Annotated in this window: 24 protein-coding genes; 14 read left to right on the top strand and 10 right to left on the bottom strand. The window is 46.8% G+C overall.

What is annotated here, in order from left to right; translation table 11 throughout:
• Positions 1-23 precede the first annotated feature (23 nt).
• On the top strand, positions 24-422 hold the full coding sequence (locus tag H6F73_RS07410; protein WP_190671310.1) for a response regulator: 399 nt from the start codon (positions 24-26) through the stop codon (positions 420-422).
• A 62-nt stretch (positions 423-484) separates the two neighbouring features.
• Here the strand turns inward: H6F73_RS07410 and H6F73_RS07405 are convergent, their stop codons facing one another.
• Positions 485-1,249: a tetratricopeptide repeat protein gene (locus tag H6F73_RS07405; RefSeq protein WP_199330472.1), complete on the bottom strand. Its 765-nt coding sequence runs from the start codon at positions 1,247-1,249 to the stop codon at positions 485-487.
• 716 nt (positions 1,250-1,965) lie between these two features.
• Here H6F73_RS07405 and H6F73_RS07400 point away from each other — a divergent pair.
• The gene (locus H6F73_RS07400) at positions 1,966-2,301 is read left to right on the top strand and encodes a hypothetical protein (protein WP_190758119.1); all 336 of its coding nucleotides are present in this window, start codon (positions 1,966-1,968) and stop codon (positions 2,299-2,301) included.
• 130 nt (positions 2,302-2,431) lie between these two features.
• On the opposite strand, the gene H6F73_RS07395 is transcribed toward H6F73_RS07400, so the two are convergent.
• Together H6F73_RS07395 and queG are read right to left on the bottom strand one after the other, a co-directional pair.
• Positions 2,432-3,097, bottom strand: coding sequence for an HAD-IA family hydrolase (locus tag H6F73_RS07395; protein WP_190758118.1), 666 nt, complete (start codon positions 3,095-3,097; stop codon positions 2,432-2,434).
• 131 nt (positions 3,098-3,228) lie between these two features.
• The gene (gene queG / locus H6F73_RS07390; protein ID WP_190758117.1) at positions 3,229-4,197 is read right to left on the bottom strand and encodes a tRNA epoxyqueuosine(34) reductase QueG; all 969 of its coding nucleotides are present in this window, start codon (positions 4,195-4,197) and stop codon (positions 3,229-3,231) included.
• Between the two features lie 293 nt (positions 4,198-4,490).
• Here queG and H6F73_RS07385 point away from each other — a divergent pair, with 293 nt between their 5' ends.
• Positions 4,491-4,934 (top strand): nuclear transport factor 2 family protein, encoded by a 444-nt coding sequence (locus H6F73_RS07385; protein ID WP_190758116.1) that lies wholly within the window; start codon positions 4,491-4,493, stop codon positions 4,932-4,934.
• A gap of 343 nt (positions 4,935-5,277) precedes the next feature.
• Here H6F73_RS07385 and H6F73_RS07380 read toward each other — a convergent pair whose 3' ends face one another.
• The 4 genes from H6F73_RS07380 to H6F73_RS07365 form a co-directional block, all read right to left on the bottom strand.
• Positions 5,278-5,706 carry an anti-sigma regulatory factor gene (locus H6F73_RS07380; protein WP_190758115.1) on the bottom strand — a complete coding sequence of 143 codons (429 nt, stop codon included), beginning with the start codon at positions 5,704-5,706 and terminating at the stop codon, positions 5,278-5,280.
• 3 nt (positions 5,707-5,709) lie between these two features.
• Complete coding sequence (locus tag H6F73_RS07375) at positions 5,710-7,368, bottom strand: SpoIIE family protein phosphatase (RefSeq protein ID WP_190758114.1); 1,659 nt, start codon at positions 7,366-7,368, stop codon at positions 5,710-5,712.
• Positions 7,369-7,715: 347 nt separating this feature from the next.
• Positions 7,716-8,627, bottom strand: a complete 912-nt coding sequence (rsmH, locus tag H6F73_RS07370) for a 16S rRNA (cytosine(1402)-N(4))-methyltransferase RsmH (RefSeq protein ID WP_190758113.1) — start codon at positions 8,625-8,627, stop codon at positions 7,716-7,718.
• Positions 8,617-10,533, bottom strand: coding sequence for a M48 family metallopeptidase (locus H6F73_RS07365; protein WP_190758112.1), 1,917 nt, complete (start codon positions 10,531-10,533; stop codon positions 8,617-8,619). The genes rsmH and H6F73_RS07365 overlap by 11 nt, the downstream gene beginning before the upstream one ends.
• A gap of 244 nt (positions 10,534-10,777) precedes the next feature.
• Between H6F73_RS07365 and H6F73_RS07360 the strand changes: the two genes are divergently transcribed.
• The 6 genes from H6F73_RS07360 (at position 10,778) to H6F73_RS07335 (ending at position 18,826) form a co-directional block, all read left to right on the top strand.
• Positions 10,778-11,962, top strand: a complete 1,185-nt coding sequence (locus tag H6F73_RS07360) for an NAD(P)H-quinone oxidoreductase subunit H (protein WP_190758111.1) — start codon at positions 10,778-10,780, stop codon at positions 11,960-11,962.
• A 134-nt stretch (positions 11,963-12,096) separates the two neighbouring features.
• Entirely contained in the window at positions 12,097-13,287 is a 1,191-nt protein-coding gene (locus tag H6F73_RS07355) for a class I SAM-dependent methyltransferase (protein WP_190758110.1), read from the top strand.
• Positions 13,288-13,573: 286 nt separating this feature from the next.
• Entirely contained in the window at positions 13,574-14,665 is a 1,092-nt protein-coding gene (locus H6F73_RS07350) for a DUF389 domain-containing protein (RefSeq protein WP_190758109.1), read from the top strand.
• Between the two features lie 90 nt (positions 14,666-14,755).
• Positions 14,756-16,033, top strand: a complete 1,278-nt coding sequence (ahcY, locus tag H6F73_RS07345) for an adenosylhomocysteinase (protein WP_190758108.1) — start codon at positions 14,756-14,758, stop codon at positions 16,031-16,033.
• A gap of 361 nt (positions 16,034-16,394) precedes the next feature.
• Positions 16,395-16,976 (top strand): DedA family protein, encoded by a 582-nt coding sequence (locus H6F73_RS07340; protein ID WP_347239487.1) that lies wholly within the window; start codon positions 16,395-16,397, stop codon positions 16,974-16,976.
• Between the two features lie 77 nt (positions 16,977-17,053).
• A complete protein-coding gene (locus H6F73_RS07335; RefSeq protein ID WP_190758106.1) occupies positions 17,054-18,826 on the top strand; it encodes an ABC transporter ATP-binding protein in 1,773 nt (590 codons plus the stop codon).
• On the opposite strand, the gene H6F73_RS07330 is transcribed toward H6F73_RS07335, so the two are convergent.
• A complete protein-coding gene (locus H6F73_RS07330) occupies positions 18,823-19,176 on the bottom strand; it encodes a cytochrome c (RefSeq protein ID WP_347239486.1) in 354 nt (117 codons plus the stop codon). The genes H6F73_RS07335 and H6F73_RS07330 overlap by 4 nt on opposite strands.
• Positions 19,177-19,489: 313 nt before the next feature.
• On the opposite strand from H6F73_RS07330, the gene petG reads away from it, so the two are divergent.
• Positions 19,490-19,603, top strand: coding sequence for a cytochrome b6-f complex subunit V (gene petG / locus H6F73_RS07325; RefSeq protein ID WP_190671339.1), 114 nt, complete (start codon positions 19,490-19,492; stop codon positions 19,601-19,603).
• A gap of 17 nt (positions 19,604-19,620) precedes the next feature.
• Here the strand turns inward: petG and rsmD are convergent, their stop codons facing one another.
• Entirely contained in the window at positions 19,621-20,196 is a 576-nt protein-coding gene (gene rsmD, locus H6F73_RS07320) for a 16S rRNA (guanine(966)-N(2))-methyltransferase RsmD (RefSeq protein WP_190758104.1), read from the bottom strand.
• A gap of 164 nt (positions 20,197-20,360) precedes the next feature.
• Positions 20,361-20,999: an imidazole glycerol phosphate synthase subunit HisH gene (gene hisH, locus H6F73_RS07315; RefSeq protein ID WP_190758103.1), complete on the bottom strand. Its 639-nt coding sequence runs from the start codon at positions 20,997-20,999 to the stop codon at positions 20,361-20,363.
• 67 nt (positions 21,000-21,066) lie between these two features.
• Here hisH and H6F73_RS07310 point away from each other — a divergent pair, with 67 nt between their 5' ends.
• From H6F73_RS07310 to H6F73_RS07295, 4 genes are all read left to right on the top strand, one after another.
• Complete coding sequence (locus H6F73_RS07310) at positions 21,067-21,582, top strand: peptidase C15 (protein ID WP_190758102.1); 516 nt, start codon at positions 21,067-21,069, stop codon at positions 21,580-21,582.
• A gap of 125 nt (positions 21,583-21,707) precedes the next feature.
• The gene (locus H6F73_RS07305; protein ID WP_190758101.1) at positions 21,708-21,884 is read left to right on the top strand and encodes a hypothetical protein; all 177 of its coding nucleotides are present in this window, start codon (positions 21,708-21,710) and stop codon (positions 21,882-21,884) included.
• A gap of 55 nt (positions 21,885-21,939) precedes the next feature.
• Positions 21,940-23,373: a circularly permuted type 2 ATP-grasp protein gene (locus H6F73_RS07300; protein ID WP_190758100.1), complete on the top strand. Its 1,434-nt coding sequence runs from the start codon at positions 21,940-21,942 to the stop codon at positions 23,371-23,373.
• Between the two features lie 151 nt (positions 23,374-23,524).
• The gene (locus tag H6F73_RS07295; RefSeq protein ID WP_190758099.1) at positions 23,525-24,823 is read left to right on the top strand and encodes a dicarboxylate/amino acid:cation symporter; all 1,299 of its coding nucleotides are present in this window, start codon (positions 23,525-23,527) and stop codon (positions 24,821-24,823) included.
• The last annotated feature ends 58 nt before the right edge of the window (positions 24,824-24,881 follow it).

The raw sequence follows: 24,881 nt of genomic DNA, 5'->3' as shown, positions 1-24,881 counted from the left end.
GGGTATCCAGTGGGAAGTTCAAAATGAAAACCGTTTTGATTGTGGAGGACGATCAGGTCAATGCACGAGTATTTTCTAAGATCCTGACCAAACGGGGCGGCTTAGCCGTAAAGCATACCGAAAATGTGGAAGAGGTGATGCAAATTGCCCAAGCTGGGGAAGCGGACATTATTTTGATGGATGTCTCCCTCGCTCGCAGTGTTTATAAGGGCAGAGCGGTTGATGGCATCAAAATCACTCAAATGTTAAAGTCAGACCCACAAACGGCTAGTCTGCCCATTATCCTGGTGACGGCTCATGCGATGGCCGGTGATCGCGAACAATTTCTAGAGCAGAGTGGAGCAGATGGGTATATCTCCAAACCTGTTGTCGATCACCAAGAGTTTGTTGATCGAATTATGGCTCTGCTGCCCAAGGATTAAAGTGGGTTTTAGATTTTAGATTTTAGATTCTTACCTAATCCAAAATCTAAAATCTAAATGCTTTAGGGCGACATGACAGGAGGCGTAGGAGCGTCTTGATTTTGAGCTAGGGAGGCTTGGATACGAGGCGTTTCTAAGAATTTTTGGGTGTCTTGGAGCAAGCGCTCTCCCCAAAGATTTTCTTTGAGAAACTCTATATCTGCATACCGGCTGTCTAATTTTAGCGCCGCTTCTCCCATCGCTAAGCCCTGTTCTCGGTCGCCTTTTGTGTAAAGGGCGACAGCTAGGGCTAGCATTGGTTCGGCTGCTTTGTCGTCAATGGACACGGCGGTTTTCCACCGCTGAATCGCTCCTTCAGTATCGCCTTTTTCGTAGTTGACTAATCCAATGTTGTTAATCGCCGGCCAAAAGTTTTTCTCTTGGGCGTAGGCTTTTTCATACTCTGCGATAGCTTGGGGAAATTGATTGAGCTTGTAGTAAGCATTTCCCAAATCAAATAAAGCACCCGGAACATTGGGTTTTAATTTCAAGCCGGCTTGTAACTCTTGAATGGCTGCGGCGTAGTTTTCCTGCTGAAATCGCGCCGATCCTAAAGCAAACAAAATTGAAGCATTCTCAGGATCTAGGTTTTGAGCTTGTTGCAAGGCTGCAACGCCTTTTTCTAGTTCCTCGGTTTGGATATATAAACTACCCAGCAGCGCCCAAGTTTGAAAACTTTTCGGTGCCAGCTGAGTGGCTAGCTCAGCTCTGGGCAAAGCCAATTCATATTGCCTGAATCGCGCTAGCTGCGCGGCTTCCTCTGCGATGCTCAAGCCCGTTTTCTCCATTTGGGTTGAGTCAAGTTGCAGGGGATGGGGCAATAATGCCTGTCCAAAAGCAGGCACAGCAGCACTCCCGACAGCAAGAGTGATTAAGAAACAGATGAAAGGAATACGCTTTGGCACAGTACAGCTTTGAAAAAATGCTAAGGGTTCTCGGCTAGCTTAGATCATCTCATTTCAATCGTGACAAAAATCCGCTCGAAAAACTAGCCCTGTCCATTTCTTCCATCTCTTTTCGGGCTAATCTGTATAAATTACATCGCTTGCCACTCATCTGCCGGCAGCCGTGTAGGGGGTTTTCTCCATCAAGTCTTACCGCGTTATAAGCACAAGTGCTTCCAGAATTCATAAAAATTATACTTTTAAATGCATTAACTGTGAATTAATAACTATTTATTCTCTAGGACTTCCAACATTTCTTGTTTTGCAACCATTACACAAAATTAGTAACTAGCAGGGAATTGAAGTTCCGCTCAAATGGCTAAACTCGGCTGGAACTAGGAACCTTTCAAAGCCAAAGCAGGGGTTTTGTACCGGCAGCGTGGTATTGGGCAACAATTAAGGTCAGATGGCAACTTGAGCGCGTTTGCACCCAGCCGATTGCTTCAGCCGGCTCACTCAAAATTTCAGCGGGATGGATCTACCCCAAGAGGGACAAATGAACGGGGATCACTCTGTTAGTATCTATATTAAAGATTAGTACAGTTTGAATAGGATATTTTATGCCAGAAAATCAATCTGAAAACTTCGATGTTCAGTTGCAAAATGAGAGCATCCAAGCCGGCGAACAAAAATTACCAGAAGTCAATGTAGAGGACGACTACGAAGCTTCAAAACAATTTAGTGGGGGCGTCAGTGCCGAGGCGGCTGAAGCTGCGACTGCTCCTAAATTTAGGGTTTCCCAACCTCAAGAAACCACACAAACTACTCAGGAAACTGGCGATCCTGGAGATTTCCGGGCGATGGCTAAAGATATTAACCCTTCATCAGAAGCTAGCAGTACCGTCAGTGATGAACTTGTAGAAAAAGCTTTGGAAAAGGGTCAGTCGGCTCAGTAAGCTTTCCGAATTTTTCACCCATAGATACTGCCCTCGCTCAACCGATTCATGGTTGGGCTTTAATTGTTTTATAGACCAAGATTTTATTTAGAATTAGGCCGATATCTAAAAGCTATGTTTCTGGGAAAATTCAAGCTTTGGGTGGGTATAAATCTCGCTGCTGTAACCTTTCTATCACCTCAATCAGTTCTTCGGGTCGATCAATTAAAAAATCTGGATTTTGCGCGGCTAACACTTGTTTGGAATTAAACCCCCAAGTCACGGCAATTACTTTTATTTGACTTTTTTTAGCCGCTTCTATATCGCGGGTTTCATCGCCAACATAAACAACTTCTTCTGGGGTGAGACTCTCTTTTCTCAAAAATTTGTTAATGACTCTATGTTTGCCAAATAGGGTAGTTTCTGCATAAACAAACTCAAATAAATCTTGGGCATCATTTTTTTGAAGAATAGTCATAACATTTGGCTTAGAGTTAGAAGTAATAATTCCTAGTTTATTGCCTTGACTTCTTAGCTGCGTCAGAACTTCCTTCATGCCTAGAAATGGATGGATTCGAGGAACCTCATGAGCTAATTCTATCTTCACTTTTCTTAGTAAGAAAGGAATTTTCAAAAGTGAAACTCCGGAATCTTTAATAATTTCTCTAGAACTTAAGTTTTTGAGCTGTTCAATATCCGCACGACTCGCTTGTTTATATTTAAATTCTGCGGCTAAACGATTAATAACAGCAATGAGTGCATCAAGGGTATCAGCAATTGTGCCATCAAAATCAAAAACAATTACTTTTACTGTCATAATTTAGCTGAACTTAAGGACCACAAAATCCTGGCTAGATTTGAAAATAAAGAGTCAGCGCCTAAAATTTATAACTTAGAATTCAAAAGTAATTTTAGCGCTTGAGATGTAAGCCTTTTATCCGTTTATTTTCACGTTTCACCTTTCACTTCAATCGTTCGTGAACCGGCTTCCAGATTAACCCTAGCATTGCGCCGCAGCATCTCTGGTTTAATCCGCCGCAGCGCCGATGCACGAAAGCGCTGATCCCACTGTTCATCAGATATCTCGGCTAATTCCGCAAGAGTGGGAGCAACATTCTCAGGATAAGGCTGAAACTCTGCGATATCGGTTTCTTTAGCAAATCGTTGGTTCCAGGGACACACGTCCTGGCAAATATCGCAGCCGGCAACCCAACCGTGCATCTGGGAGGTGATGGCATCTGGCAGTTGTTCCCTGCGATTCTCTATCGTGTGATAGGCAATGCACCGATTAGCATCGACCACAAATGGCTGGATGATCGCGCCGGTGGGACAGGCATCTAGACAGCGAGTGCAAGTGCCGCAGTGTTCGGTATGCGGTTGATCCGGCATTAGAACCAGATCAGTCAAGACTTCTCCTAAAAACACCCAAGAACCGTATTCTCGCGTGATCACATTACTGTTCTTCGCAACCCAACCAATGCCGGCTTGCTGCGCCCACATTTTATCCTGAATCGGGCCGGTGTCCGCATAGTAACGCGCTTGGATGTCGTCGCCTTGTGCTTGCAGCCAGTTTGCCAGCGCCTTCAGTTTTTTATGCAGTACCTTGTGATAATCCCGTCCCCATCCATAACGGGAGATTTTGGCATATTCTTGTCCTTCAGGACGCTGGTGAGGGGTGTAGTAGTTGAGCGCTACGCAAATGACAGACTGCACTTCTGGCATTAACCGGCGAATCTCTTGGCGGTTGGGGTTGGCCATCCAATCCATATCAGCGTGGTAGCCTTTTGCAAACCACGCCTGCAGGTGCGCCGCCTCTGAAGTGCCGGCAGCCGAGTCTGCTGCAGCGATTCCAACCTTGTGGAATCCCAACTCTGTGGCTTTCTGTTTAACCTGGGTGCTACTGACGGGTGAGTTCACAGGCTTAAAAATTAGGGCAGGGGCAAGTTTATGCTTCTTTCTCACCAGCCGAATAGCGCATTTACCTTGCCAAGACAAATCGATCTAGCGATCAGGAGCGCAAACGATCAAAGTATTATAATTTTTCTCTGACCTATTTGTAAATTTTATAGACAAATTGTTGAAAAGCGTTACATAATTGCCATTGATCTGCGAGTTTGGCTCTTAACCCAGTTAATAAAGATACGAATAATTACGTCCCGATATTCGTTTAAAATCGATTTGCCGCCTATGCTTTCTCCAGGGTAAATCTGATGGAAACTGAAGACGCTATCAACTCAAACACTGAACCGGCATCTGGAACTGATGTCACAATAGAAGGCATTACAGAGCCGGTGGTGCAGCGCTATTTTGAAACGTTTAATGCCGGCGATTTTGAGGCCACAGCGGCGTTGTTTGCCGCAGATGGACAGATGAACCCGCCCTTTGAGGAGCCGATGGTTGGCCCTGAAGCAATTGCCGCTTACCTGGAAGCACACGCGAAAGGGATGCAGCTCAACCCGCGCCAAGGCATCGCCGAACCCTTAGAAAATAACCAAACTCAGATTCAAGTCAGCGGTAAGGTACAGACTCCGTGGTTTGGTGTGAATGTTAGTTGGATATTTATACTCAATCAAGAGCAGGAAATGATTTCTGCCACGATTAAACTGCTGGCGTCTCCCCAGGAATTGCTAGATATGCGCCAATCTCAGTCTTGATGGCTGAACCCTCACTTGGCGTTTGGGAATGAAGGATAACGGCTGCTCGTCTTAAGGGTTTGCCGGCTTTAGATTAGCAAAAATTATTAGAATTTCTAATTTTATTTCACATCAATTTAGTTTATCTGACACTCCCATAAATTTCTGTGTGCCGGCACATCTGCTCTTAACCTAAGCAGAAGATTAATATGATTTCTCAATGGTTTAGGAAATGGTAAAACCGGCTCAAAGCTTATGCCCAGATAGATAGCGCCGGTGGAGTTTCTATTCTCCGCTTGAGCGCTATCGTGAAAAACATTTCACTCATCGAGGTTCCTGAAGCCTGATTCAGACTCGTAGATGACTAAGCTTTTTTCACTTCTGGCAAACTGGCTTCCAATTTGAGACAGTTACGACCGTCTATTTGCAAGCAATATTCAACCCTATCCATCAGACGATTCATAATCAGCCAGCCATAGCCGCCATCAGACATCGCTTCCGGTGATGGAGCCATATAGGTAGACAGATCGTATCCTCTACCGTGATCCCAAACTTCCAGCGCAATGTCACGATCCTTAAGTTCTAAGCGAATTAGCACCGGCAGGTTAGGCTGATCTCTATGGGCGTGCCGAACTACGTTGGAATAAGCTTCCGCTAGAACCAGGCGCAACCGATTGGACTGACGCGGCCAATCTACATATTCGCCGACTTCAACCTCTAAAGAACCCAGCAGCCAGTTTTCAACGATTGTCAAAAACCTCAAATCACTTGGCACATGAAGCTCAGTTCTCATAGCTCACAGAACCTCCAGAGAAAGAATAGTTTGGTCATCTTCTTGCTCCACCGCTTGATCGCGGATGCGAGCTAATAAATTATTCAGGTCTAAAGGAGCCGGCTCAGCCAGTAGAAGCTCCCAAAGACCCGACTGTTGGAGCATTGACCCTGCATTTGACCCGGTGCCGGCGGAGCCTTCTTCAGAGATAGTGGCTTCTGTAATGCCATCGCTCGTTAGTAGAAAGATATCCCCTGGATTTAACGTTAAGGTGCCCGCTTTGGCTTTCCACACCGGCAAGATCCCCAAAGGAACGCCTCGAACTTTTAAGAAATTTGGCTCGATTTCTGCTTTGTCAGCCACCGCTTGTTTAGACCAAACGAGGGGATAAATGTGTCCCGCATTTGCATAAACCAGTTGCTTGGTTGCCGGTGTGTAACGAGCCAGAACCATTGTAATAAAGCAGTTATTACTCACCAGATCCTCGGAAAGGATGCTGTTGAGGTTTTGCATCACCTGTTCGGGTTCGGGCGTATTTTCTTGAGACAGTTCGCGTCGCATGACTGAAATGGCACTTGCCATAAACAGTGCGGCTGGAACGCCTTTACCCGAAACATCCCCCACCGCTACCCAAATATCTCCTTGAGCGTGAATATAAACTTCAAAGAAATCGCCTCCCACTTCTCGCGCTGGATAGCAGCAAGCTTGTACCTTCGCACTCTCCATCTCTGGCCAACTTTGGCGCAGCAGGTTCGTTTGAATTTGGCGGGCGACCTCTAGCTCAGCTCGCATTTGCTGGGCTTGCTCTTGGCTGCGCTGGTAAAGCTTGGCTTGCGAAAGCGCGAGGGCAGCTTGTTCTGCCATCCCTTCAATCAGCTGGATATCTTCAGATGACCAAGCCGCAGCATGATTTTCTTGGTAAAGCGATAAAACCGCCAGAAAATCCTTTTGGTATAGCAGTGGCAACACCAGCCGATTTGTACTGTTGCTGTCTTCTTCACCCAGGCTAACTTGGCGCTGCCGGCTTTCAAGGACGGTGTGAATTAGGGGATCTTCGTGATATAGCGGTGTTTCCGAGTTGAGCGCTTGATAAGAAAAAGTTTCTGGCATCAAGCGATCGCTTTCTACCGGACGTAGTATGCCGGCGCAAGCGTCAAAAGTCCGGCCCATCGTCTCCACAATCGTTTGGAGCATACTGCGATAGTCCAGTGACTCGCGGATCGCACTCATCACGTCGTTAAAGAGTAATTCGCGCCGCAAAGCTCTTTGCAGTTCGTTAGTTCGTTGCTTGATAACTTTATAAGTTTCCGAAGCTTGCTGAACCACTGCCTTTAGTTCTTCAGGCTGCCACGGTTTAGTAATGTATTTAAAGACTTGGCCTGAGTTAATTGCCTCCACCAAATCTTCCACATCGGTGTAGCCTGTCAGTAAGATGCGAATCGTATCGGGATAACGATCTACCGTTTTTCCCAAAAACTCTGTGCCATTCATTTCTGGCATTCGCTGGTCAGAGATGATGACAGCCATTTCTCCTTGCTGATCCAGCGTTTCCAGGGCACTGAAGGCACTGTCGGCTCTGTAGACCTGAAAATCTCGCCGAAACGTCCGGTACAGCAAGTCTAGGTTGTCTGCCTCGTCATCAACTACCAAGAGTTTGAGTTTGCTTCGATTTCCTTGACTCATGCAAGACCCCACTTCCCGGCTAATCCATCAACTCGCGCTCGAAGATCCATTATCCAAACACTATAAGTTCGGGTCACAGGAAGATATCCGGGATGTTTGGACGATGGATCTTCAACTAAAGATACAGCCAATAGCATCAGTGCATCCGGCTTTATGCCAATATGTTTGCGACACGACTGGCAAATAGCTAGCGAGATATTCCCATAAAGAAAGTACCCTAAAATTGGGTGTCTCTAACAGGTAGAAGTTGCCCAGTTAAAACCGGCATTTCGAGTTTTAGCTCTCGTCATCGCTTCTAGCTCTGTGCGATTCCCATTGGGTGAGGGGTGTCACCCCCTATTTTTATATCACGCACTCGATTTTTCGGCTAACCTGAGTTTCGCCGAGCGTGACCTAGGATTGGTTCCCAGTTCCTCAGCTTGCGGCAAAATGGGCTTTTTCGTCAAGACCCGCAGCAGGGGTGAGTCTCGCAGGCGATGCTTTACGATCCGGTCTTCCAGGCTGTGAAAACTGATAACTCCCAACCGGCCTCCTGGTTTAAGCCAGTTGGGGGCGAGGTTAATAAATGTTTCTAAAGAGGTTAGCTCTTGGTTAACCACGATTCGCAAGGCTTGAAAGACACGGGTGGCTGGGTGGATGCGACCATGACGGTATTTGGGAGGAACGCTGCGGGAAATCGCGTCTGCGAGTTCTGTGGTGGTGTGGAAGGGACGCTGGCCTACAATTTGACGCGCTAGCCGGCGCGAGAGGCGTTCTTCTCCATAGGTGTAAAAAATATTGGCTAGTTCTGTTTCGTCCCAGTGATTGATAATTTCTGCGGCTGTCAGGGATTGCCGGCAATCCATTCGCATATCTAGCTCAGCCGTGTGGCGGAAGCTAAATCCTCGTGCCGGTGTGTCAAGCTGGCCAGAACTCACGCCCAAATCTGCAATAATTCCGTCAAATTGGGTGTTATTTGGCTTAAATTCGGCATAGTTTCCTCGCCAAAACTTGACACGTTCGCCATATTGTGCAAGATGAGTCTTGGCAGTAGCGAGTGCTTGTTCATCCCGGTCAATTGCCGTTACCCGCACACCAGGAGACAGCGCCAAAAGCAAACTGCTGTGGCCGCCGGCACCCACCGTTGCATCCAAATAATGACCATCCGCGACGAGCACCACACCGTCTAGCAATTCCCGACTCAACACCGGCACATGGACAAATCCAGGTGTTTGCGTGTCTGTCTTCTGTTCCAAATCTCTCAATTCTTCATCCTTCATGTTTGTAAATAGCCGCACCCTGTATTTCTCGCAAGATTTCTTCTAAATTTTTGAAGTTCCTCTCTTGAGAATTCAGAAGAATAACATAAGCTTGTCCGGGAAACTCTACTTCAGACACGAAATGGTTAAAAAATTGTTGATCGCTGTCCGAACTTTTGAATTTATACCAAGCTCGACGCAACTTTATTCCTAAAACATAAAAAGGCTGCTCCGGGAAATATCTCACCTTTTTCCGAACTAGATAAACTTCTTTAACTTGAGTGTAACGAGAAACTTGCTGTAGCAACAATGCCAAAGCTGCCGATGGCAAATCGTGAGGCAAAAACGTGTCATCTTCCCGGACAAAAGACCGCTCTCGCTGAGCCATTAACAATAACTCATAATGTTGTTGAGCGCGTGCTTGGTAAGCTTTTGCTTTTTCGATTTGTCCCTGATCCTTGAAAAAAGCATAAATCAACTCACACCCAGGCAGCACTTTTTCCGGGTCTTTTTCCATCGCTTTCTCAATGTGACCGATGCCAGAAAGTTCATTTTGCTTTAATAAGATTTGACCTAATAAAAAGTGAGTTGAAGGGTGTGCCGGCGCAGTCGTGAGGATTTCTCTCAAAAGTGGAATCGCCGCTTCATTTCCCTTGAATTCTGCCGTCCAAGCGGCGCGATCCCAAGCTTCCTCCGGCGTAAGCTGCTGAATTTTAGCTTTTTGATCAAGGGACTTTAACTGATCTTGTGCTTCTTGAGCGTAGGCATAGCGTTGCCGCCAGGGTGTTGCCATTTCCTGTTTCCAGGTATGATCAAAATCAGCAAGAAACTTTTTGAGGTTACTTTCTAATAATTCTTGAGCTGCACTAATTTTGACATCCGCCGGCAGGGAAAGTTGTTTGGGTTTACCTTTGAGATAACCTAAAGCAGAAAGTCGCTCTGCTAGGCAAGGATGGGTGTCATCCAAATCGGTTTTTTGCGCGAGTGCTCGGTCAAGCCAAACAGTCGCCTCATCAGGCGGGATACCGGCAGCCAAGGCTTTAACTAGATTTGTATAAATTGCTGCCGGCGGCTCGACTTGATGAATCACTTGTTTGTCAAGATTTGGCCAGAAAGAATGCTGCAAAAATCTAGCGCTAATTTCTACATTAATCAGTGCTTCAGCCATATTTTGCGCTCCGGCAAGAGCTGCCGCACATCGATCCGCTTCATATTCATTCATTCGCGCTAAAACAAATGAGTAAGCGCTAAAAAATGGAGCATACCAGTTAAAAAAAGCGTTAAAAAGAACGGAAGATCCCCCCTGATTGCTGTGGTGTAATCTTTCTAAGATTTGAACGTAAGTTTGCCTAACGCGGTAAATCCAGCCGGCAAAGCGACTGTGGTTGCCAGATAAATGCCCTAATTCATGAGCGAGAACTGCGCGAAACTGTTCTGGGGAAAGCGCTTGCATTAAAGGCAGTCCCACGAGTAAATAGTTTTGCTGCCATCCAAATATTCCTAAACGAGGTCTTTGGGCAACTGCAGCATTGAACTCGTCGGTGAGTAAGATGTGATGGAAGCGTGGCGCTTCCAACTTTAACGTGAGTTCGTCAACCAGCTCAAACAAGCGTGGGACATCTTGCCGGCGCAATTCTAAACCCGTCGGTGGGGGAAACCGCACCCACAGGGATTTGAGGACGATGAATGTGGGAACGAGAATCAGAATGCCGAATTTGATGATGTAGAAATTGAGTCTGCCGGTTGAGATCACCAGCGCCACAAGCACTGCGAAGATAGCCAGCAGCAGCGCCAGGATGGAGAAGATGTAGACGTAGCCAAGCACGGCAAGCAACGCCACACCAAGCTTGTAGAGTGCCGGCTGCTGGTGAGCAAACTTTTCTAGGCGCTGGATGAGCGCATCAAACTGTGGTTGAGTTATGGCCATGAGACATATTCTTTTCTTGGGAAGATCGAAGCTGATCAATCTTGCCGATAGCTTTGTTTAATCTTGGCCTATTCCCTTACCCTTCAATCCATATAATTAGAAGAAGTGCAACAAAAATCAATATTAGGTGCTAGACCTGCCGGCTCACCGAGGATTGGAGATGGGCGATTTTATCCAACATCCACAATCCAACATAAACTGGGTGCGGCGGCTCGAAACTGTATAAAGGGGAGAATGCTGAGCGATGTCAAGGATTGAAACCAGAACAGAACCCATGATCCTCAACATGGGTCCCCACCACCCTTCCATGCACGGGGTGCTGCGGTTAATTATGACTCTCGACGGCGAGAATGTGGTGGATTGTGAGCCGGTGATCGGCTACTTGCACCGGGGAATGGAAAAGATCGCCGAAAATCGCACCAATATCATGTACGTTCCCTACGTTAGCCGGTGGGACTACGCAGAGGGAATGTTCAACGAAGCAGTTACCGTAAATGCGCCGGAAAAACTGGCTGATATTGCCGTTCCCAGACGCGCCAGCTACATCCGCGTGATTATGCTGGAGTTGAACCGGATCGCCAACCATTTGCTTTGGCTTGGCCCATTTATGGCTGACGTTGGTGCTCAGACGCCCTTTTTCTACATTTTCCGGGAACGTGAGCTGATTTATGACCTCTGGGAAGCTGCAACCGGCTACCGGATGGTGAATAACAACTACTTCCGAATTGGGGGAGTTGCGGCGGATTTGCCTTACGGTTGGGTAGATAAGTGCGAAGATTTTTGCGACTATTTCGATCCCAAAGTTGATGAATATGAGCGTTTAATTACAGATAACCCAATTTTCCGCCGGCGCGTTGAGGGAATTGGCACCATCACTCGTGACGAAGCGATTAACTGGGGACTTTCTGGCCCAATGTTACGCGCTTCAGGGGTTAAGTGGGACTTGCGGAAGGTTGACCATTACGAGTGTTACGATGACTTCGACTGGGAAATCCACTGGGAAACTGCCGGCGACTGTATGGCGCGTTACTTAGTGCGAATTCGGGAGATGCGCGAGTCGGTGAAGATTATTCGCCAAGCATTGAAAGGATTGCCGGGTGGCCCATTTGAAAATCTGGAAGCCAAACGCATGGCAGAAGGGCCAAAATCTGAGTGGAATAGCTTTGATTACCAGTTTATTGGTAAGAAAATTGCTCCCACTTTCAAGATTCCTAAAGGCGAACATTATGTCCGTGTTGAAAGCGGCAAAGGTGAGTTAGGAATTTACATTATCGGAGATGATAATGTGTTCCCCTGGCGCTGGAAAATTCGGGCTGCTGATTTCGTTAATTTGCAAATTTTGCCTCAGCTATTGCGGGGGATGAAAGTTGCAGATATTGTGACGATTTTGGGCAGTATTGACGTGATCATGGGATCGGTTGACAGATAAGATATTATTAACCACAGATAAACACAGATAGATTGTATTTATCTGCGTTTATCTGCGGTTAAAAGCTAAAAATAACTTGTCTTCATCTGCGTTTATCTGCGTTTATCTGCGGTTTAAAAAATCCAAATATTATTATGGATGAGAGCAACCGGCAGCTTTGCGAAATCATTGCTCAGCAAATTGCCGAAAGTCCCCACAAGCGCATTACATTTGCTGAGTATATGGATTTGGCGCTGTACCACCGGCAGCACGGTTATTATGCAACGAATCAAGTCAATATTGGGACGAAAGGTGATTTTTTCACCTCGCCGCATCTCGGTGCTGATTTTGGCGAATTGCTGGCAGAACAATTTTATGAAATGTGGGAAATTCTGGGAAAACCGGCCCCGTTTCAATTAGTAGAAATGGGTGCAGGACAAGGGTTGCTCGCGGCGGATGTGCTGAAATATTTACACAAACACTATTTTGATTGTTTTGAAGTTTTAGAATATATCATTGTTGAAAAAGCTGCGGCGCTGATTGAAGAACAAAAACATATTTTATTGAAATTGTCAAGGTTTGGCGCTAATTTGCGCTGGTGTGGTTGGGAAGAGATGCCGGCAGAATCGATCACAGGTTGCTTTTTTTCTAATGAGTTAGTAGATGCGCTGCCGGTGCATCAGTTTTTGATTAAAGACGAACAATTAAAAGAAATTTATATAACGAACAACCCAGACTCTCCCGCTTTATTCAAGGAAGAGGCGGGAGAACTTTCTACCCCGGAAATTGCCAAGTATTTTGAATTTGTAGGGATTGATTTGCTGGGGGGTGGCTATGAAGATGGCTATCGCAGCGAGGTGAATTTGGCGGCGTTAGAGTGGATGCAAACGGTGGCAAACCGGCTGCAACGCGGGTATGTGCTGACGATTGATTATGGCTATCTTGCTGAGCGATATTACAGCCGGCAACGACGCGAGGGAACCTTGCAATGTTACTACCAGCACGCCCATCATAACGACCCTTATATTAATGTAGGCCGGCAGGATATCACCGCTCATGTCGATTTTACGGCTTTGCAGCGTCAGGGAGCATTGTGCCGGTTGCAGCCGGTGGGATTTGTTCAGCAAGGATTATTTTTGATGGCGCTAGGTTTGGGATCTCGTATTGCGGCGCTTTCCAATATGCAGACACAAGATATTTCGAGTTTACTGCGCCGGCGCGAGGCGTTGCACCAGTTAATGAATCCGATGGGATTGGGTAATTTTGGGGTATTAATCCAGAGTAAGGGGTTAAGCGAGGAAGAAAAGGGACGGAGTTTGAAGGGATTGAGCGTGCCGGTGATGTAAGATGAACGCACTCTCCTGTCTGCTAGGTTTAAATTCGCGCACACGGCTATTTTTTTAGAATTAGCAAAGTTTCCGTTCTGATCGAGTTAACTTGAGGAACATCAAGCCGCTGCTAAATGTCAGACTCGATTGCTTTTTGTATAAAAAATTCTTTTATTAAGCCAATAAAACCAGACGATAGGAAGTATTCATCATAAAAGGTTGCCCTCCCATGTAAGTTTTATTACCGCCGGCAACCATTGCTAAGGGTGCGCCGGCAACCCTCCAAACTCGAACGCCAATATTTATGCAAAAAGTCTCTCAAGAAGAGTTAGAAAAACTGCGTCAGAACTTGGTAGAAGACTCACAGATGGAAGTGAACTATCTGGTTCTGACGGTCAGTTCTTGCCTGATCGCCACATTTGGCCTGTTGAGCAATAGTGCGGCTGTGATCATTGGTGCGATGATTATTGCGCCCCTAATGTTGCCGCTGCGGGGATTGGCCCTTGGGGCGTTAGAGGGAGACTTGATTTTGTTCCGCCAAAGCCTAATTACTGTCAGCGCCGGCACTGTAGTCGCAGTCCTTCTCTCGTGGTCAGTTGGGCGTCTTGTTAGCTTGCCGGCTTCAGAATTTGCTTCAGAAATCCTCGCACGTACGCAACCAAATTTAGGGGATCTAGCCATCGCTGTTGCCGCCGGCTTCATTAGTGGTTTTGCTAAAATCCGGCCTAAAATCGGCGATGCGGTTGCCGGTACTGCGATTTCTGTCGCCCTGATGCCGCCCCTGTGTGTGATCGGTATTAGCCTCTCCCAGGCAAGTTGGGCAGCGAGTTGGGGGGCTTTCTTACTTTACTTAACCAACCTCTTGGGCATTACCTTGGCCTGTATGCTGGTCTTCATTTGGGGAGGTTTCTATTTAGAAGGCAGTCGGTTGGGACGAGCTTTGGGGTGGGTACTCGCCCTCACCGGCATCCTCGTGATCCCCCTATTTTTAAGTTTTTGGACACTACTCACACAAGCCAGAGTGCAAGCAACGCTTAAGGAAAAACTGCTTCGTGAAACCATTACCGTTGGCCAGCAAGTCAATTTAATTAGACCGATTGAGGTGAACTGGAACAAAAAGCCTCCGGAAGTCTACTTAAGTGTGCGGGCAAAAACACCCGTCACCTCTAAGCAGGTAAGCCAGGTGGAAGACTACCTTTATGAAAGGCTGGGGCAGAAATTTGTGTTAGTTTTTCAAGTAGGTCAAGTTTCGGAAGTCCGGTCTGACCAGAAAGATCCCGCGACTCCCCCAACACCCACCCAAAAAACAACGGCTAGCCCTGCAATCCCAACCCCAAAGGGTGCTTCACAGCCGGCTATCAAGCCGCCTCCTGCTGCCCCAAAGCGTCAGTCGTGAATTATATGTAGCGATTTAAAATTGCGCTTTTTACTATATGCAGGACGCTAGTTAGTTTGTTAAGGTAAAGTTTGTCAAATAACCAAGTTTATGACCGCAACTCAAACCCAGATCAAACACGAAGTTAAAGACCTGTCCCTCGCAGCCCTTGGACGGCAGCGGATTGAATGGGCTGGGCGGGAAATGCCGGTGCTGCGGCAAATTCGCGAACGTTTTGCCAAAGAAAAGCCGTTTGCCGGCATCCGTCTGATAGCCTGCTGCCACGTAACGACGGAAACCGCTAACTTGGCAATTGCCCTGAAAGAGGGTGGCGCTGACGCTTTGCTAATTGCCAGCAACCCGCTTTCCACCCAAGATGATGTTGCCGCTTGCCTCGTTGCCGATTATGGCATTTCTGTCTACGCGATCAAAGGCGAAGACAATGACACTTACCACCGGCACGTTCAAATTGCCCTCGATCACAAACCCAATATCATCATTGATGACGGCAGCGATGTCGTTGCGACGCTGATCCAGGAACGCCCTGACCAAATTGGTGATTTGATCGGGACAACGGAAGAAACCACCACCGGCATTGTTCGTCTTCGCGCGATGTTCCGCGATGGGGTGCTAACTTTCCCGGCGATGAACGTCAATGATGCTGATACTAAGCATTTCTTTGATAACCGCTACGGCACCGGCCAATCAACCCTTGATGGGATTATCCGCGCGACCAATATCTTGTTAGCCGGTAAATCGATAGTGGTTGCCGGTTACGGTTGGTGCGGCAAAGGCACAGCGCTGCGTGCACGCGGCATGGGCGCTAACGTGATTGTCACCGAAATTGACCCGACCAAAGCGATTGAAGCGGTGATGGATGGTTTCCGTGTGATGCCGATGGACGAGGCAGCCGCACAGGGAGACATTTTTATCACGGTCACCGGCAACAAACACGTCATTCGTGGCGAACACTTCGATGCTATGAAAGACGGCGCGATTGTTTGCAACTCTGGCCACTTTGACATTGAAATTGACCTCAAGGCGCTGGCATCTCGCGCTTCTGAAGTGAAAACCGTTCGGTCTTTCACCCAAGAATATCGTCTGAATAACAACAAATCTGTGATTGTTTTGGGCGAAGGACGTTTGATTAACCTCGCTGCCGCTGAAGGACACCCCAGCGCAGTGATGGATATGAGCTTTGCTAACCAAGCTTTAGCCTCGGAGTATTTGGTGAAGAATAAAGGCAACTTGGAAGCCGGTATTCACTCGATCCCGACTGAGGTTGATAAAGAAATTGCACGGCTGAAGTTACAGGCAATGGGAATTAATATTGACTCCCTGACGCCTGATCAAACTGAGTACATTAACTCTTGGACTTCAGGGACTTAAGGAATTCTTGATCTGCTTTGAGCGGTCTTAGTGTTGGTTATTTCTCAGTTTTTTTGAGGCGGTAACTTGTGCCAGCCTCAAAAATTCTCTATTTAGAAATGATTGCCGTCCGATAGTGCCGATAATTACTTCAGATTGAAACGAGAAATAATTTTCCACACGCTGAAGTTTGTATGCTTGCGTTCTCAAGTAAAATTCTTGGGAACGCAAAAAATTGAGAATTTAAAAAGGGCAAAGCATTCGAGTGATAAATTTTAAGTTTAAACCCTGTTTTCTTGCCCTCAAATGCTTTGCCCCTACGTTGATCAATCACCACTAACCACTTACAAATAACCCTATGCAGGAATGGATATCGAACATCATGGTTTCCCTTGGCTACTTGGGAATTGGGTTGCTGATGTTCTTGGAAAACTTATTTCCCCCCATCCCCTCAGAGTTAATCATGCCGCTGGCCGGTTTCACAATCTCCCAAGGCAAAATGGAGTTTGCGCCGGCCATTTTTGCGGGCGTGTTGGGCACCATGCTAGGGGCGCTGCCGTGGTATTATGCCGGCAAACTGTTAGGTGATGAGAGATTGCAGGCTTTGGCCGAGAAATACGGCAAGTGGATTTCTGTATCCGGCAAAGATATTCAAAAAGTGAATAACTGGTTTAACAGATATGGCAAGCAAGCTGTATTCTTTGGCCGGCTTGTGCCTGGAATTCGCACCCTAATTTCTATTCCTGCCGGTATTAACGGCATGGAGTTGCTGCCATTTCTATTTTACTCAACCATCGGCACACTTCTGTGGGTGGGTTTGCTCACCGTTGCCGGCTTTGTGTTGGGTGATCACTATGAACTTGTAGAAACGTACATCGGCCCGCTTAGTAAAATCGTCCTTGCCATTTTAATCGCTGGATTTATAATTTGGGTCGTTAGAAAAAGAATGAGAATGAACACTTAAATATAATCTTGAAGCATTGATTAATTAAACCTGAAAGCTGGTAGCTTAATACAGGATATTTTTGTAGCAAAAACCGCTTGAAAACGCGCTCTAGTTATTGGCAACTACTGCCTTACATCAGAACCCAATGGCAAACAATTGCGAAAGCATTGGCTTGTACTTTGGGGTTTACCGTATTTTGGCCCATCCTTGCTTGGTTAGCCGGTCGCATGGCCAATTTTATTGGGGATGGGAATGTCGTGGCGATCCTCCAACTTGCAGGAGTCGCCGCGATCATTTTCCTGATCCGAGGCACTGTCCAATATGGGCAAGATGCTTTAATGGCTAAAGCTGCTTTGAGAATTGCTTTAGACCTCCGTAAACAAGTTTATGCTCACTTGCAACAACTGAGCATTGACTACTTTGCGACTGCGAAAACCGGCGATCTTTCCTACCGGCTAACTGAAGATATTGATCGCATCGGGGAAATTATCAATAAAGTCTTCCATCAGTTCGTTCCCTGCATTTTGCAACTGATTGTAGTCTTAGGTTACATGATTTGGCTCAACTGGCAGCTAACCCTTGCTGCGCTGATTATTGCGCCACTGATGGCTTTTTTAATCGGCTGGTTTGGGGAACGGCTGCTTGTTTTCTCCCGCAGTAGTCAAAACCGCACATCTAATTTATCTTCCCTTCTCACAGAATTGTTTAGTGGTATTCGCTTGGTGCAAGCTTTTGCTGCGGAAGAGTACGCCATTAATAGTTTTAGTAAAGAAGCCGAACACAACCGGCAGGCGAAATATTTAGCAGAAAGAGTCAAAGCGCTTCAATTTGTTGTGGTTGGCTTTCTGGAAGCGATGAGTATCTTATTACTCTTTTTCTTGGGAGGGTGGCAAATATCCCAAGGAAATTTAACAGGTGCCGGTTTTATTAGCTACGTTACAGCCGTCGCACTGTTAATTGATCCGATTTCCCTAACGACCAGCAATTACAGTGAGTTTAAGCAAACTGAAGCATCTGTAGACCGAATTTTTGAACTGTTCGCCATTCAACCAACCGTTCAAGAAAAACCAGATGCGATCGCTCTCCCTCATGTCACCGGCAAAGTAGAATATCGCAATGTTTCCTTTGCCTATCAGAAGCAAACCGTAGGAGGCGAGGAAAACGCCCCTTCTCCAAATGCTGAAACTTCAACGCCAGTTTTGCAAAACTTAAATTTGCTGGTGCTGCCGGGAGAAGCGATCGCATTGGTGGGTGCATCGGGTGCCGGTAAAACAACGCTGGTTAATTTATTACCGCGTTTCTATGATCCCCAAGCCGGTGAAATTTTCATTGATGGCGTAAAGATTCAAGATGTGACCCTTCGCAGTCTGCGCCGGCAGATCGGCATTGTTCCCCAAGAAGTCACGCTTTTTTCGGGTAGCATTGCCCAAAATATTGCTTTCGGTCAGGCTCAATTTGATCTCAAAGATGTTCAAGAAGCCGCTAAAATCGCGAATGCTCACGATTTTATTACCCAACTGAGTGATGGCTATCATACTTGGGTGGGTGAACGGGGTGTCAACTTATCTGGGGGACAGCGTCAGCGAATTGCGATCGCCCGTGCTGTGCTGTTGAACCCTCAAATTCTGATTCTGGATGAAGCCACCTCAGCCCTTGATTCTGAATCTGAAGCCCTTGTGCAGCAAGCTTTAGAACGCTTAATGCAAGACCGCACTGTGTTTATCATCGCTCACCGGCTGGCTAGTGTGCGCCGCGCTGACCGGATTTTAGTCATGGAACAGGGGCGTATTGTGGAGTCTGGCACTCATCAGGAATTGCTAGATCGAGCCGGTCGGTATGCCCGTTATTACGCCCAGCAATTCAGTTAAAGCTTTTCCAGATAGTTGAGCAAATCGGCCATTTCTTGAGCACTAGGCTGGAACTGGGGCATGGGTGGGGTTTGTCCGCTGATGACTTGTTTGATGAGGCGAACGCGAGACTTGCGCTGGGAAATGCCATCTAGGCTTGGCCCAACGCGGCCTTGTGCTTGCACGCCATGACAGCCGGCACAGTTCATTTGAAAGATTGCGTGACCCTGAACTGCATCGCCATTCATGGATAAAACGCTTTTAACGTAAGGGTCAGATGCCTGAATGTGGTAAAAGCCGACAACTCCCAATACAGTGAGCAATATCGCCGCCAGCCCCGCGACGGCGGTTCGCTGGAGAAGACTTTCCATTTCAGGTTTGGCCAGCTGGTTATTCAAAAGCTGAGAATTTAAAGAAAGATGTACAAAAAGCTTTTCGTTTAATAACATAGCTTAAAAGATAGGGAGAGTGTAAGCAAGCTCAGAGAGTTATCCCGGCCTGCTGATCACCTTTGAGGAGGGACACGGGAAACAGGGGGAGAGGACTTTAGGCGTTGTCATACTTGTCCCTAGTGCCTTTATGGCAAACTCTTAGCAGGTCTTTCCTGTTTTGCCGCTAGAGCTAGTAGTATGAGAATCAGGAAAAAAACCTTAATCAATCGCTCAGGACTCAAGGAGAATTAACGTGGTAGAACCGTTACTGTCAGGTATTGTGCTCGGACTGATTGCCATCACCCTTGCCGGTTTGTTTTTCAAGGCTTATGAGCAGTTCAAACGGGGCAATAAGTTGGGCATTTAAGCGCTAGCTGTCAGTTGTTAGGGGTGACTGACTTCTGGTAAAGCATCAGAACTAATATGCCGGTAGAAGGTTAAGGCGGTGTTACCGTAGACTTTCTGCCGGCATATTTCCAAGTCGGTGATGGCTTTCACCGGCAACCGATTAGGACTGTGTTCGGCTGCGAGTTCGCCTTCCGGTGCGAGTAGCTGGTGATTTACAATCGCCTCTAACACCGGCTGGTAAAGATTGCTAGCATAGGGGGGATCGAAGTATATCCGATCAAACTGCTGGCCGGCAAGAATTTTCAATCGTTTGACGACATCTCCCTGCACAACCTGAAATGTCTGATCCTCCCCGGCGACTTGTTGCAAATTTTCCTCAATGATGATGCAGGCGCGATTCCATTTTTCAATGGCTATCACCTCAGCCGCACCCCGACACAAAGCTTCTGCTGCCATTGCGCCGGTGCCGGCACACAGATCCAACCAACGACAGTCGGTGATCGTGCCTTGCCAGATATTAAATACAGCTTCTCGCACCCGTGCCACTGTAGGTCGCGTATCCAAAGTCGGTAAAGTTTTGATCTGGCGGTTGCCGTAAATTCTCAGGCTCATAAGTCCCTAGGTATTTGTTAATATACTCTGCCCATCCTCTGTTATTAACGACACAAAGATATTGGGATAAGAGATAAATTCTTTTTTTATAAATTTCTGCGCCGGCACTTTAATTTAAATCGAGATAACTGAAAATGCCGGCACTTTTTAAACTGTACAAAAACTCAATGCACGTTTGCCGGCACATTCACCAAACTGACAAAATTCGCTAGCATTTGTAAGCCGGCACTCGAAGATTTTTCTGGGTGAAATTGCACTGCCATCAAGTTATCACGAGCAACCGCAGCCGTTACAGTCTGGCTGCCGTGAGTCACCGTTGCTGCCTTCACGCTGGGATCAATTGGATCAACATAATAGGAATGGACAAAATAAACCCAAGGCTGAGGCGCAAGTTTCTGCCATAGGGGGACATCTGGCTGTGTAAATTCTAGCTGGTTCCAGCCCATGTGAGGAATCGTCAGCTTCGGTTCATGCTTAAACCGGCGCACCACTCCAGGGATAACGCCTAAACCCGGTTCTTTGCCTTCTTCGCTACTGTCAAAGAGTATTTGCATACCCAGGCAGATGCCTAAAAATGGTTTACCGGAGGCGATCGCATTTTTCACAGGTTCAATTAAATTACGAGAGCGCAAGTGCTGAATGGCTGGATCAAACGCACCGACTCCAGGCAGCAAAACCGCAGCAGCGGACTCGATCACCTTTGGATCGTCCGTAATTTTTGGCGATCCGCCGGCATTCTCTAACCCTTTGCAGACTGAGTGCAAATTTCCCATGTCATAGTCTACGACAGCGATGACTGGCATTGATCGGGTTCCTTTATTTATAGTAGTGATCGCTCCTAATTATTATAAAACGTCCCGGCTGGTTTTTATGCGCCGAAAAATCTTGTTAACATCCTTTGATACTTGGCTTCCTCATCAAATCTCGAATTCTTCTGATGATTTATTAGAAAGAGTTTGCCAAATAGATTGTATTCCTTCTTCTCTGACTTTCTTACGGAAGCTGCCGGTTGATTTTGAACTTGCTCCTGCTCTCGCGCTCGCTAAAATTGCGGAATTGCAACCGGATGTGATTGTCTGTTGCGGTATGGCAGAAGGCAGAGAAAAATTAACAGTAGAATCGAGGGCGGTGTGTGGGGATGATATGCTACAAACTTCTGTTGATCTTGAAAAAATTATATCAGGTTTATCGGTTACGGAAATTAGCCATGAGGCGGGGAAGTTTGTGTGTGAGGCGCTTTATTATTCGGTACTAAACTATTTATGCAGTTCGTCTTGTTGGCAATCTCAATGTATTTTTGTTCATGTGCCGGTGTTGAGCGATGAAAATATGGAGCCGATTTTGGCAGATTTTTTAGCGATTATTGAAAGGTTAGGATTTATTTAACCACAGATGCACACAGATAAACACAGATGAAGAAATGATAGGTTTAGGGGGGGTGCCGGCATTTGGTTGCAGAGGGTTTATTTTTTAACCGCAGATGCACGCAGATAAACGCAGATGTAATTTAGATGGGTTTAGGGGGCTGCCGGCATCAAGTGGCGTGTGAGGGAGGGCTTTTGTTAAAAAACTTATCCCTGCTGAGAGGTGTGCTGTATTCCCAGCTACAGTTAAACAATACCGCTAACATCTATACCAGTTTAAAGGTGACGCGGTTGCCGGTGTTGATACGCTTGCGGTGCCATTGATTGGTTAATCAATTGCGTCAATCAGAAAAAAGTTAAGACAGGTGGATGGCTGGAAGTGCGATTTGATAGTTACGATCCAGGGGATTTCTACGATGAACTGTTCGCCGGCAAGGGCAAACCCCGCCCAGAAGCGACTCCTTTGATAGAAAGAATTCACTCACTATCTGAAGGGGAATTGAAGCGCCGGCAGCAGGCAGCACAAATTGCGCTGTTTAAGCAAGGTGTAACGTTTAGTGTCTACGGTGATAGTGAGGGGACGGAGCGAATTTTTCCTTTCGACATTATCCCGCGTATTGTTGCAGCCGGCGAATGGGCAAAACTCGAAGCGGGACTCAAACAGCGGATTTTTGCCTTAAATCTGTTCATCGCAGATATCTACGGGGAACAGAAAATTATTAAAGATGGCATTATTCCCGCAGAATTAATTCACTCGGCTAAAGGGTTTCTTCCACCTTGCATGGGGTTGAAACCACCGGCAGGCATTTGGTGTCACATCACCGGCACTGATCTGGTGCGTGATAGAGATGGACAATGGTATGTCTTGGAAGACAATCTTCGCTGTCCTTCAGGGGTCTCTTACGTTCTAGAAAACCGGCGGGTGATGAAAACCACCTTTCCCCAAGTGTTTCGGACAATGGAAATTGAGCCGGTGCATAAATATCCCGGCCATCTGCTAGAAACCTTACTGAATTTAGCCCCAAAAAATTTAGCAGATCCGACCGTTGCTGTTCTTACTCCGGGTATTTATAATTCCGCCTATTTTGAGCATTCTTTCCTCGCTCAGCAAATGGGCGTAGAATTAGTCGAAGGGCGAGATTTAGTGGTTGCAGATGGTTACTTACAAATGCGAACCACAAAAGGGTTGCAGCGGGTGGATGTGCTTTACCGGCGCATTGATGACGACTTTATTGATCCTAAAGTTTTTCGTCCTAATTCCTTAATTGGAATTCCCGGTTTTATGGAAGTTTACGGGGCCGGTCGTGTTGGCATTGCCAACGCATTAGGTACAGGGGTTGCAGATGATAAAGTCATCTATGCCTACGTGCCCCAAATGATTCACTATTACCTCAGTGAAGACCCAATTTTGCCCAACGTTCCTACCTATTTATGTTGGGAACCAAAGCAGTTAGAATACGTGCTAGGCAACCTAGACAAACTTGTTGTCAAAGCAGCCAATGAATCCGGTGGTTACGGAATGTTAGTTGGCCCTCACGCTTCACAAGAAGAACGAGAAGAATTTGCCCAACGAATTCAAGCAAATCCCCGCAATTATATCGCCCAACCCACTCTTTGCTTGTCACGAGTTCCCACACTCGTAGACGATCATTTTGAAGGATGCCATGTAGACTTGCGGCCCTATATTCTTTATGGCAAAGAAATCTATGTAAATCCCGGCGGCTTAACCCGCGTTGCCCTTAAAAAAGGCTCCTTAGTTGTAAATTCCTCCCAAGGAGGCGGATCAAAAGATACCTGGGTACTCACTCACTAAACCTTTTTAACCACAGATAAATAGCGCCGGCATCCAACCCTTATCCATCAGCGTTATCTGCGTTTATCTGCCTGCATCTACGGTTAAAAAACTCCAAAGAAGGCCGGCAACCAATCATTATTTATCTGCGGTTAAAAATAAAAAATAGAACATGGAAAAGCCAGAAAACAAACCCCGCCCATTGTGGCAGCGTATCCCACTTTACCTGCAGATACTCATTGCCCTAATTGTGGCAGTCTTATTAGGAATTGCTTTAGGTGCCGGCCAACCCAGCCCTAGCAATATCGTCTTTATCAACAACCTGGCAATTCCCTGCAACCTAGTTCTGAAAGCCCTCCGCGCCCTTGCCACCCCGCTGATTTTGTTGGCCGTGCTCCACGCCTTCATGACAGCCACCATCCCCGGCAGATCAGGCCGGCGTCTGGCAACTCTTCTGATAACCAATACCCTAGCCGCAATTCTCATCGGACTTTTGGTTGCAAACGTCCTGCAACCCGGTAGATGGGGCCGGCTTGCTGCCCCCTCAGACGCCTCCGAAGTCAGCAAAACCCTCGATCCTTGGGGATTACTTCAGGATATGGTGCCAGAGGCCGTTCTCAAGCCGCTGGTAGATAACAATGTCATTCAGCTCATTTTTCTGGCTTTGGCGTTTGGAATCGTGCTACGGGGCTTAAAAGCCGAGCAAACCGCCCAAGGGAAGACAGATTACCTGGCACTTGAACAGGGCATCACCCTGTTATTTGAAGCAGTGATCCGCATTTTGCACTGGGTGATCGCCCTCGTCCCATTAGCTGTTTTTGGAATTGTTGCCAAAACCGTCGCGTTGCAAGGCTTTGAACCCTTTAAAGCTTTAGGTGCCTTCATCGTAGCGGTGCTGGTTGCTTTGTTCTTGCAAGGTTGCTATTACCTCAGCCGAGTGTACTTTGGATCGTGGGTGAGTCCGCAACACTTCTTGGCAGGGGGATCGGATGCGCTGCTGACTGCCTTCTCCACCGCTTCCTCAACCGCAACGATGCCGATCACTTACCAGGCAATGTTAGAAAAAATTGGTTTGCGAGAAGCTTCTGCTTCCTTGGGGGTGCTGGTTGGCAGCAATTTCAACAATGATGGGACGGCACTTTATGAGGCGATGTCCGCTTTGTTTGTCGCCCAAGTTCTGGGAATTAATCTTTCCCTGCCCCAGCAGTTTATTGTTGTGATTACATCCATTTTTGCCTCGGTTGGTGCCGCCGGCATTCCCGAAGCCGGTTTGGTAACAATGACGTTGGTATTTTCTGCGGTTGGTTTGCCCACCCAATACATTGCGTTATTAATCTCGGTTGATTGGTTCCTTGATCGCTGCCGCACTGCGATTAATGTTATGGGAGATATGACAGTTAGCGCGATTCTCGATGGCAAACAACGTCAACTGTTGCCGGCAGAAGAATTAACCCTGCAAAGTGAAGAGTGACCAAGATAGCAATTTAGGTTTTTAAATGCAAAAAGTGCAAGTTCGCAAGGTTTTTATA

The sequence above is a fragment of the Microcoleus sp. FACHB-68 genome (genome assembly GCF_014695715.1).
GTDB lineage: Bacteria > Cyanobacteriota > Cyanobacteriia > Cyanobacteriales > Oscillatoriaceae > FACHB-68.
The sequence above is the reverse complement of the archived record's forward strand: the minus strand, read 5'-3'. Positions and strand labels throughout refer to the sequence as shown.

What these genes read in the sequence shown, in the direction of transcription:
- H6F73_RS07410 (WP_190671310.1), top strand. Translation starts at nt 24, where the DNA reads ATGAAAACCGTTTTGATTGTGGAGGACGATCAGGTCAATGCACGAGTA.
- H6F73_RS07405 (WP_199330472.1), bottom strand. Translation starts at nt 1,249, where the DNA reads ATGGAGAAAACGGGCTTGAGCATCGCAGAGGAAGCCGCGCAGCTAGCG.
- H6F73_RS07400 (WP_190758119.1), top strand. Translation starts at nt 1,966, where the DNA reads ATGCCAGAAAATCAATCTGAAAACTTCGATGTTCAGTTGCAAAATGAG.
- H6F73_RS07395 (WP_190758118.1), bottom strand. Translation starts at nt 3,097, where the DNA reads ATGACAGTAAAAGTAATTGTTTTTGATTTTGATGGCACAATTGCTGAT.
- H6F73_RS07385 (WP_190758116.1), top strand. Translation starts at nt 4,491, where the DNA reads ATGGAAACTGAAGACGCTATCAACTCAAACACTGAACCGGCATCTGGA.
- H6F73_RS07380 (WP_190758115.1), bottom strand. Translation starts at nt 5,706, where the DNA reads ATGAGAACTGAGCTTCATGTGCCAAGTGATTTGAGGTTTTTGACAATC.
- H6F73_RS07375 (WP_190758114.1), bottom strand. Translation starts at nt 7,368, where the DNA reads ATGAGTCAAGGAAATCGAAGCAAACTCAAACTCTTGGTAGTTGATGAC.
- rsmH (WP_190758113.1), bottom strand. Translation starts at nt 8,627, where the DNA reads ATGAAGGATGAAGAATTGAGAGATTTGGAACAGAAGACAGACACGCAA.
- H6F73_RS07365 (WP_190758112.1), bottom strand. Translation starts at nt 10,533, where the DNA reads ATGGCCATAACTCAACCACAGTTTGATGCGCTCATCCAGCGCCTAGAA.
- H6F73_RS07360 (WP_190758111.1), top strand. Translation starts at nt 10,778, where the DNA reads ATGTCAAGGATTGAAACCAGAACAGAACCCATGATCCTCAACATGGGT.
- H6F73_RS07355 (WP_190758110.1), top strand. Translation starts at nt 12,097, where the DNA reads ATGGATGAGAGCAACCGGCAGCTTTGCGAAATCATTGCTCAGCAAATT.
- H6F73_RS07350 (WP_190758109.1), top strand. Translation starts at nt 13,574, where the DNA reads ATGCAAAAAGTCTCTCAAGAAGAGTTAGAAAAACTGCGTCAGAACTTG.
- ahcY (WP_190758108.1), top strand. Translation starts at nt 14,756, where the DNA reads ATGACCGCAACTCAAACCCAGATCAAACACGAAGTTAAAGACCTGTCC.
- H6F73_RS07340 (WP_347239487.1), top strand. Translation starts at nt 16,395, where the DNA reads ATGGTTTCCCTTGGCTACTTGGGAATTGGGTTGCTGATGTTCTTGGAA.
- H6F73_RS07330 (WP_347239486.1), bottom strand. Translation starts at nt 19,176, where the DNA reads ATGGAAAGTCTTCTCCAGCGAACCGCCGTCGCGGGGCTGGCGGCGATA.
- rsmD (WP_190758104.1), bottom strand. Translation starts at nt 20,196, where the DNA reads ATGAGCCTGAGAATTTACGGCAACCGCCAGATCAAAACTTTACCGACT.
- hisH (WP_190758103.1), bottom strand. Translation starts at nt 20,999, where the DNA reads ATGCCAGTCATCGCTGTCGTAGACTATGACATGGGAAATTTGCACTCA.
- H6F73_RS07310 (WP_190758102.1), top strand. Translation starts at nt 21,067, where the DNA reads ATGCGCCGAAAAATCTTGTTAACATCCTTTGATACTTGGCTTCCTCAT.
- H6F73_RS07305 (WP_190758101.1), top strand. Translation starts at nt 21,708, where the DNA reads ATGGGTTTAGGGGGCTGCCGGCATCAAGTGGCGTGTGAGGGAGGGCTT.
- H6F73_RS07295 (WP_190758099.1), top strand. Translation starts at nt 23,525, where the DNA reads ATGGAAAAGCCAGAAAACAAACCCCGCCCATTGTGGCAGCGTATCCCA.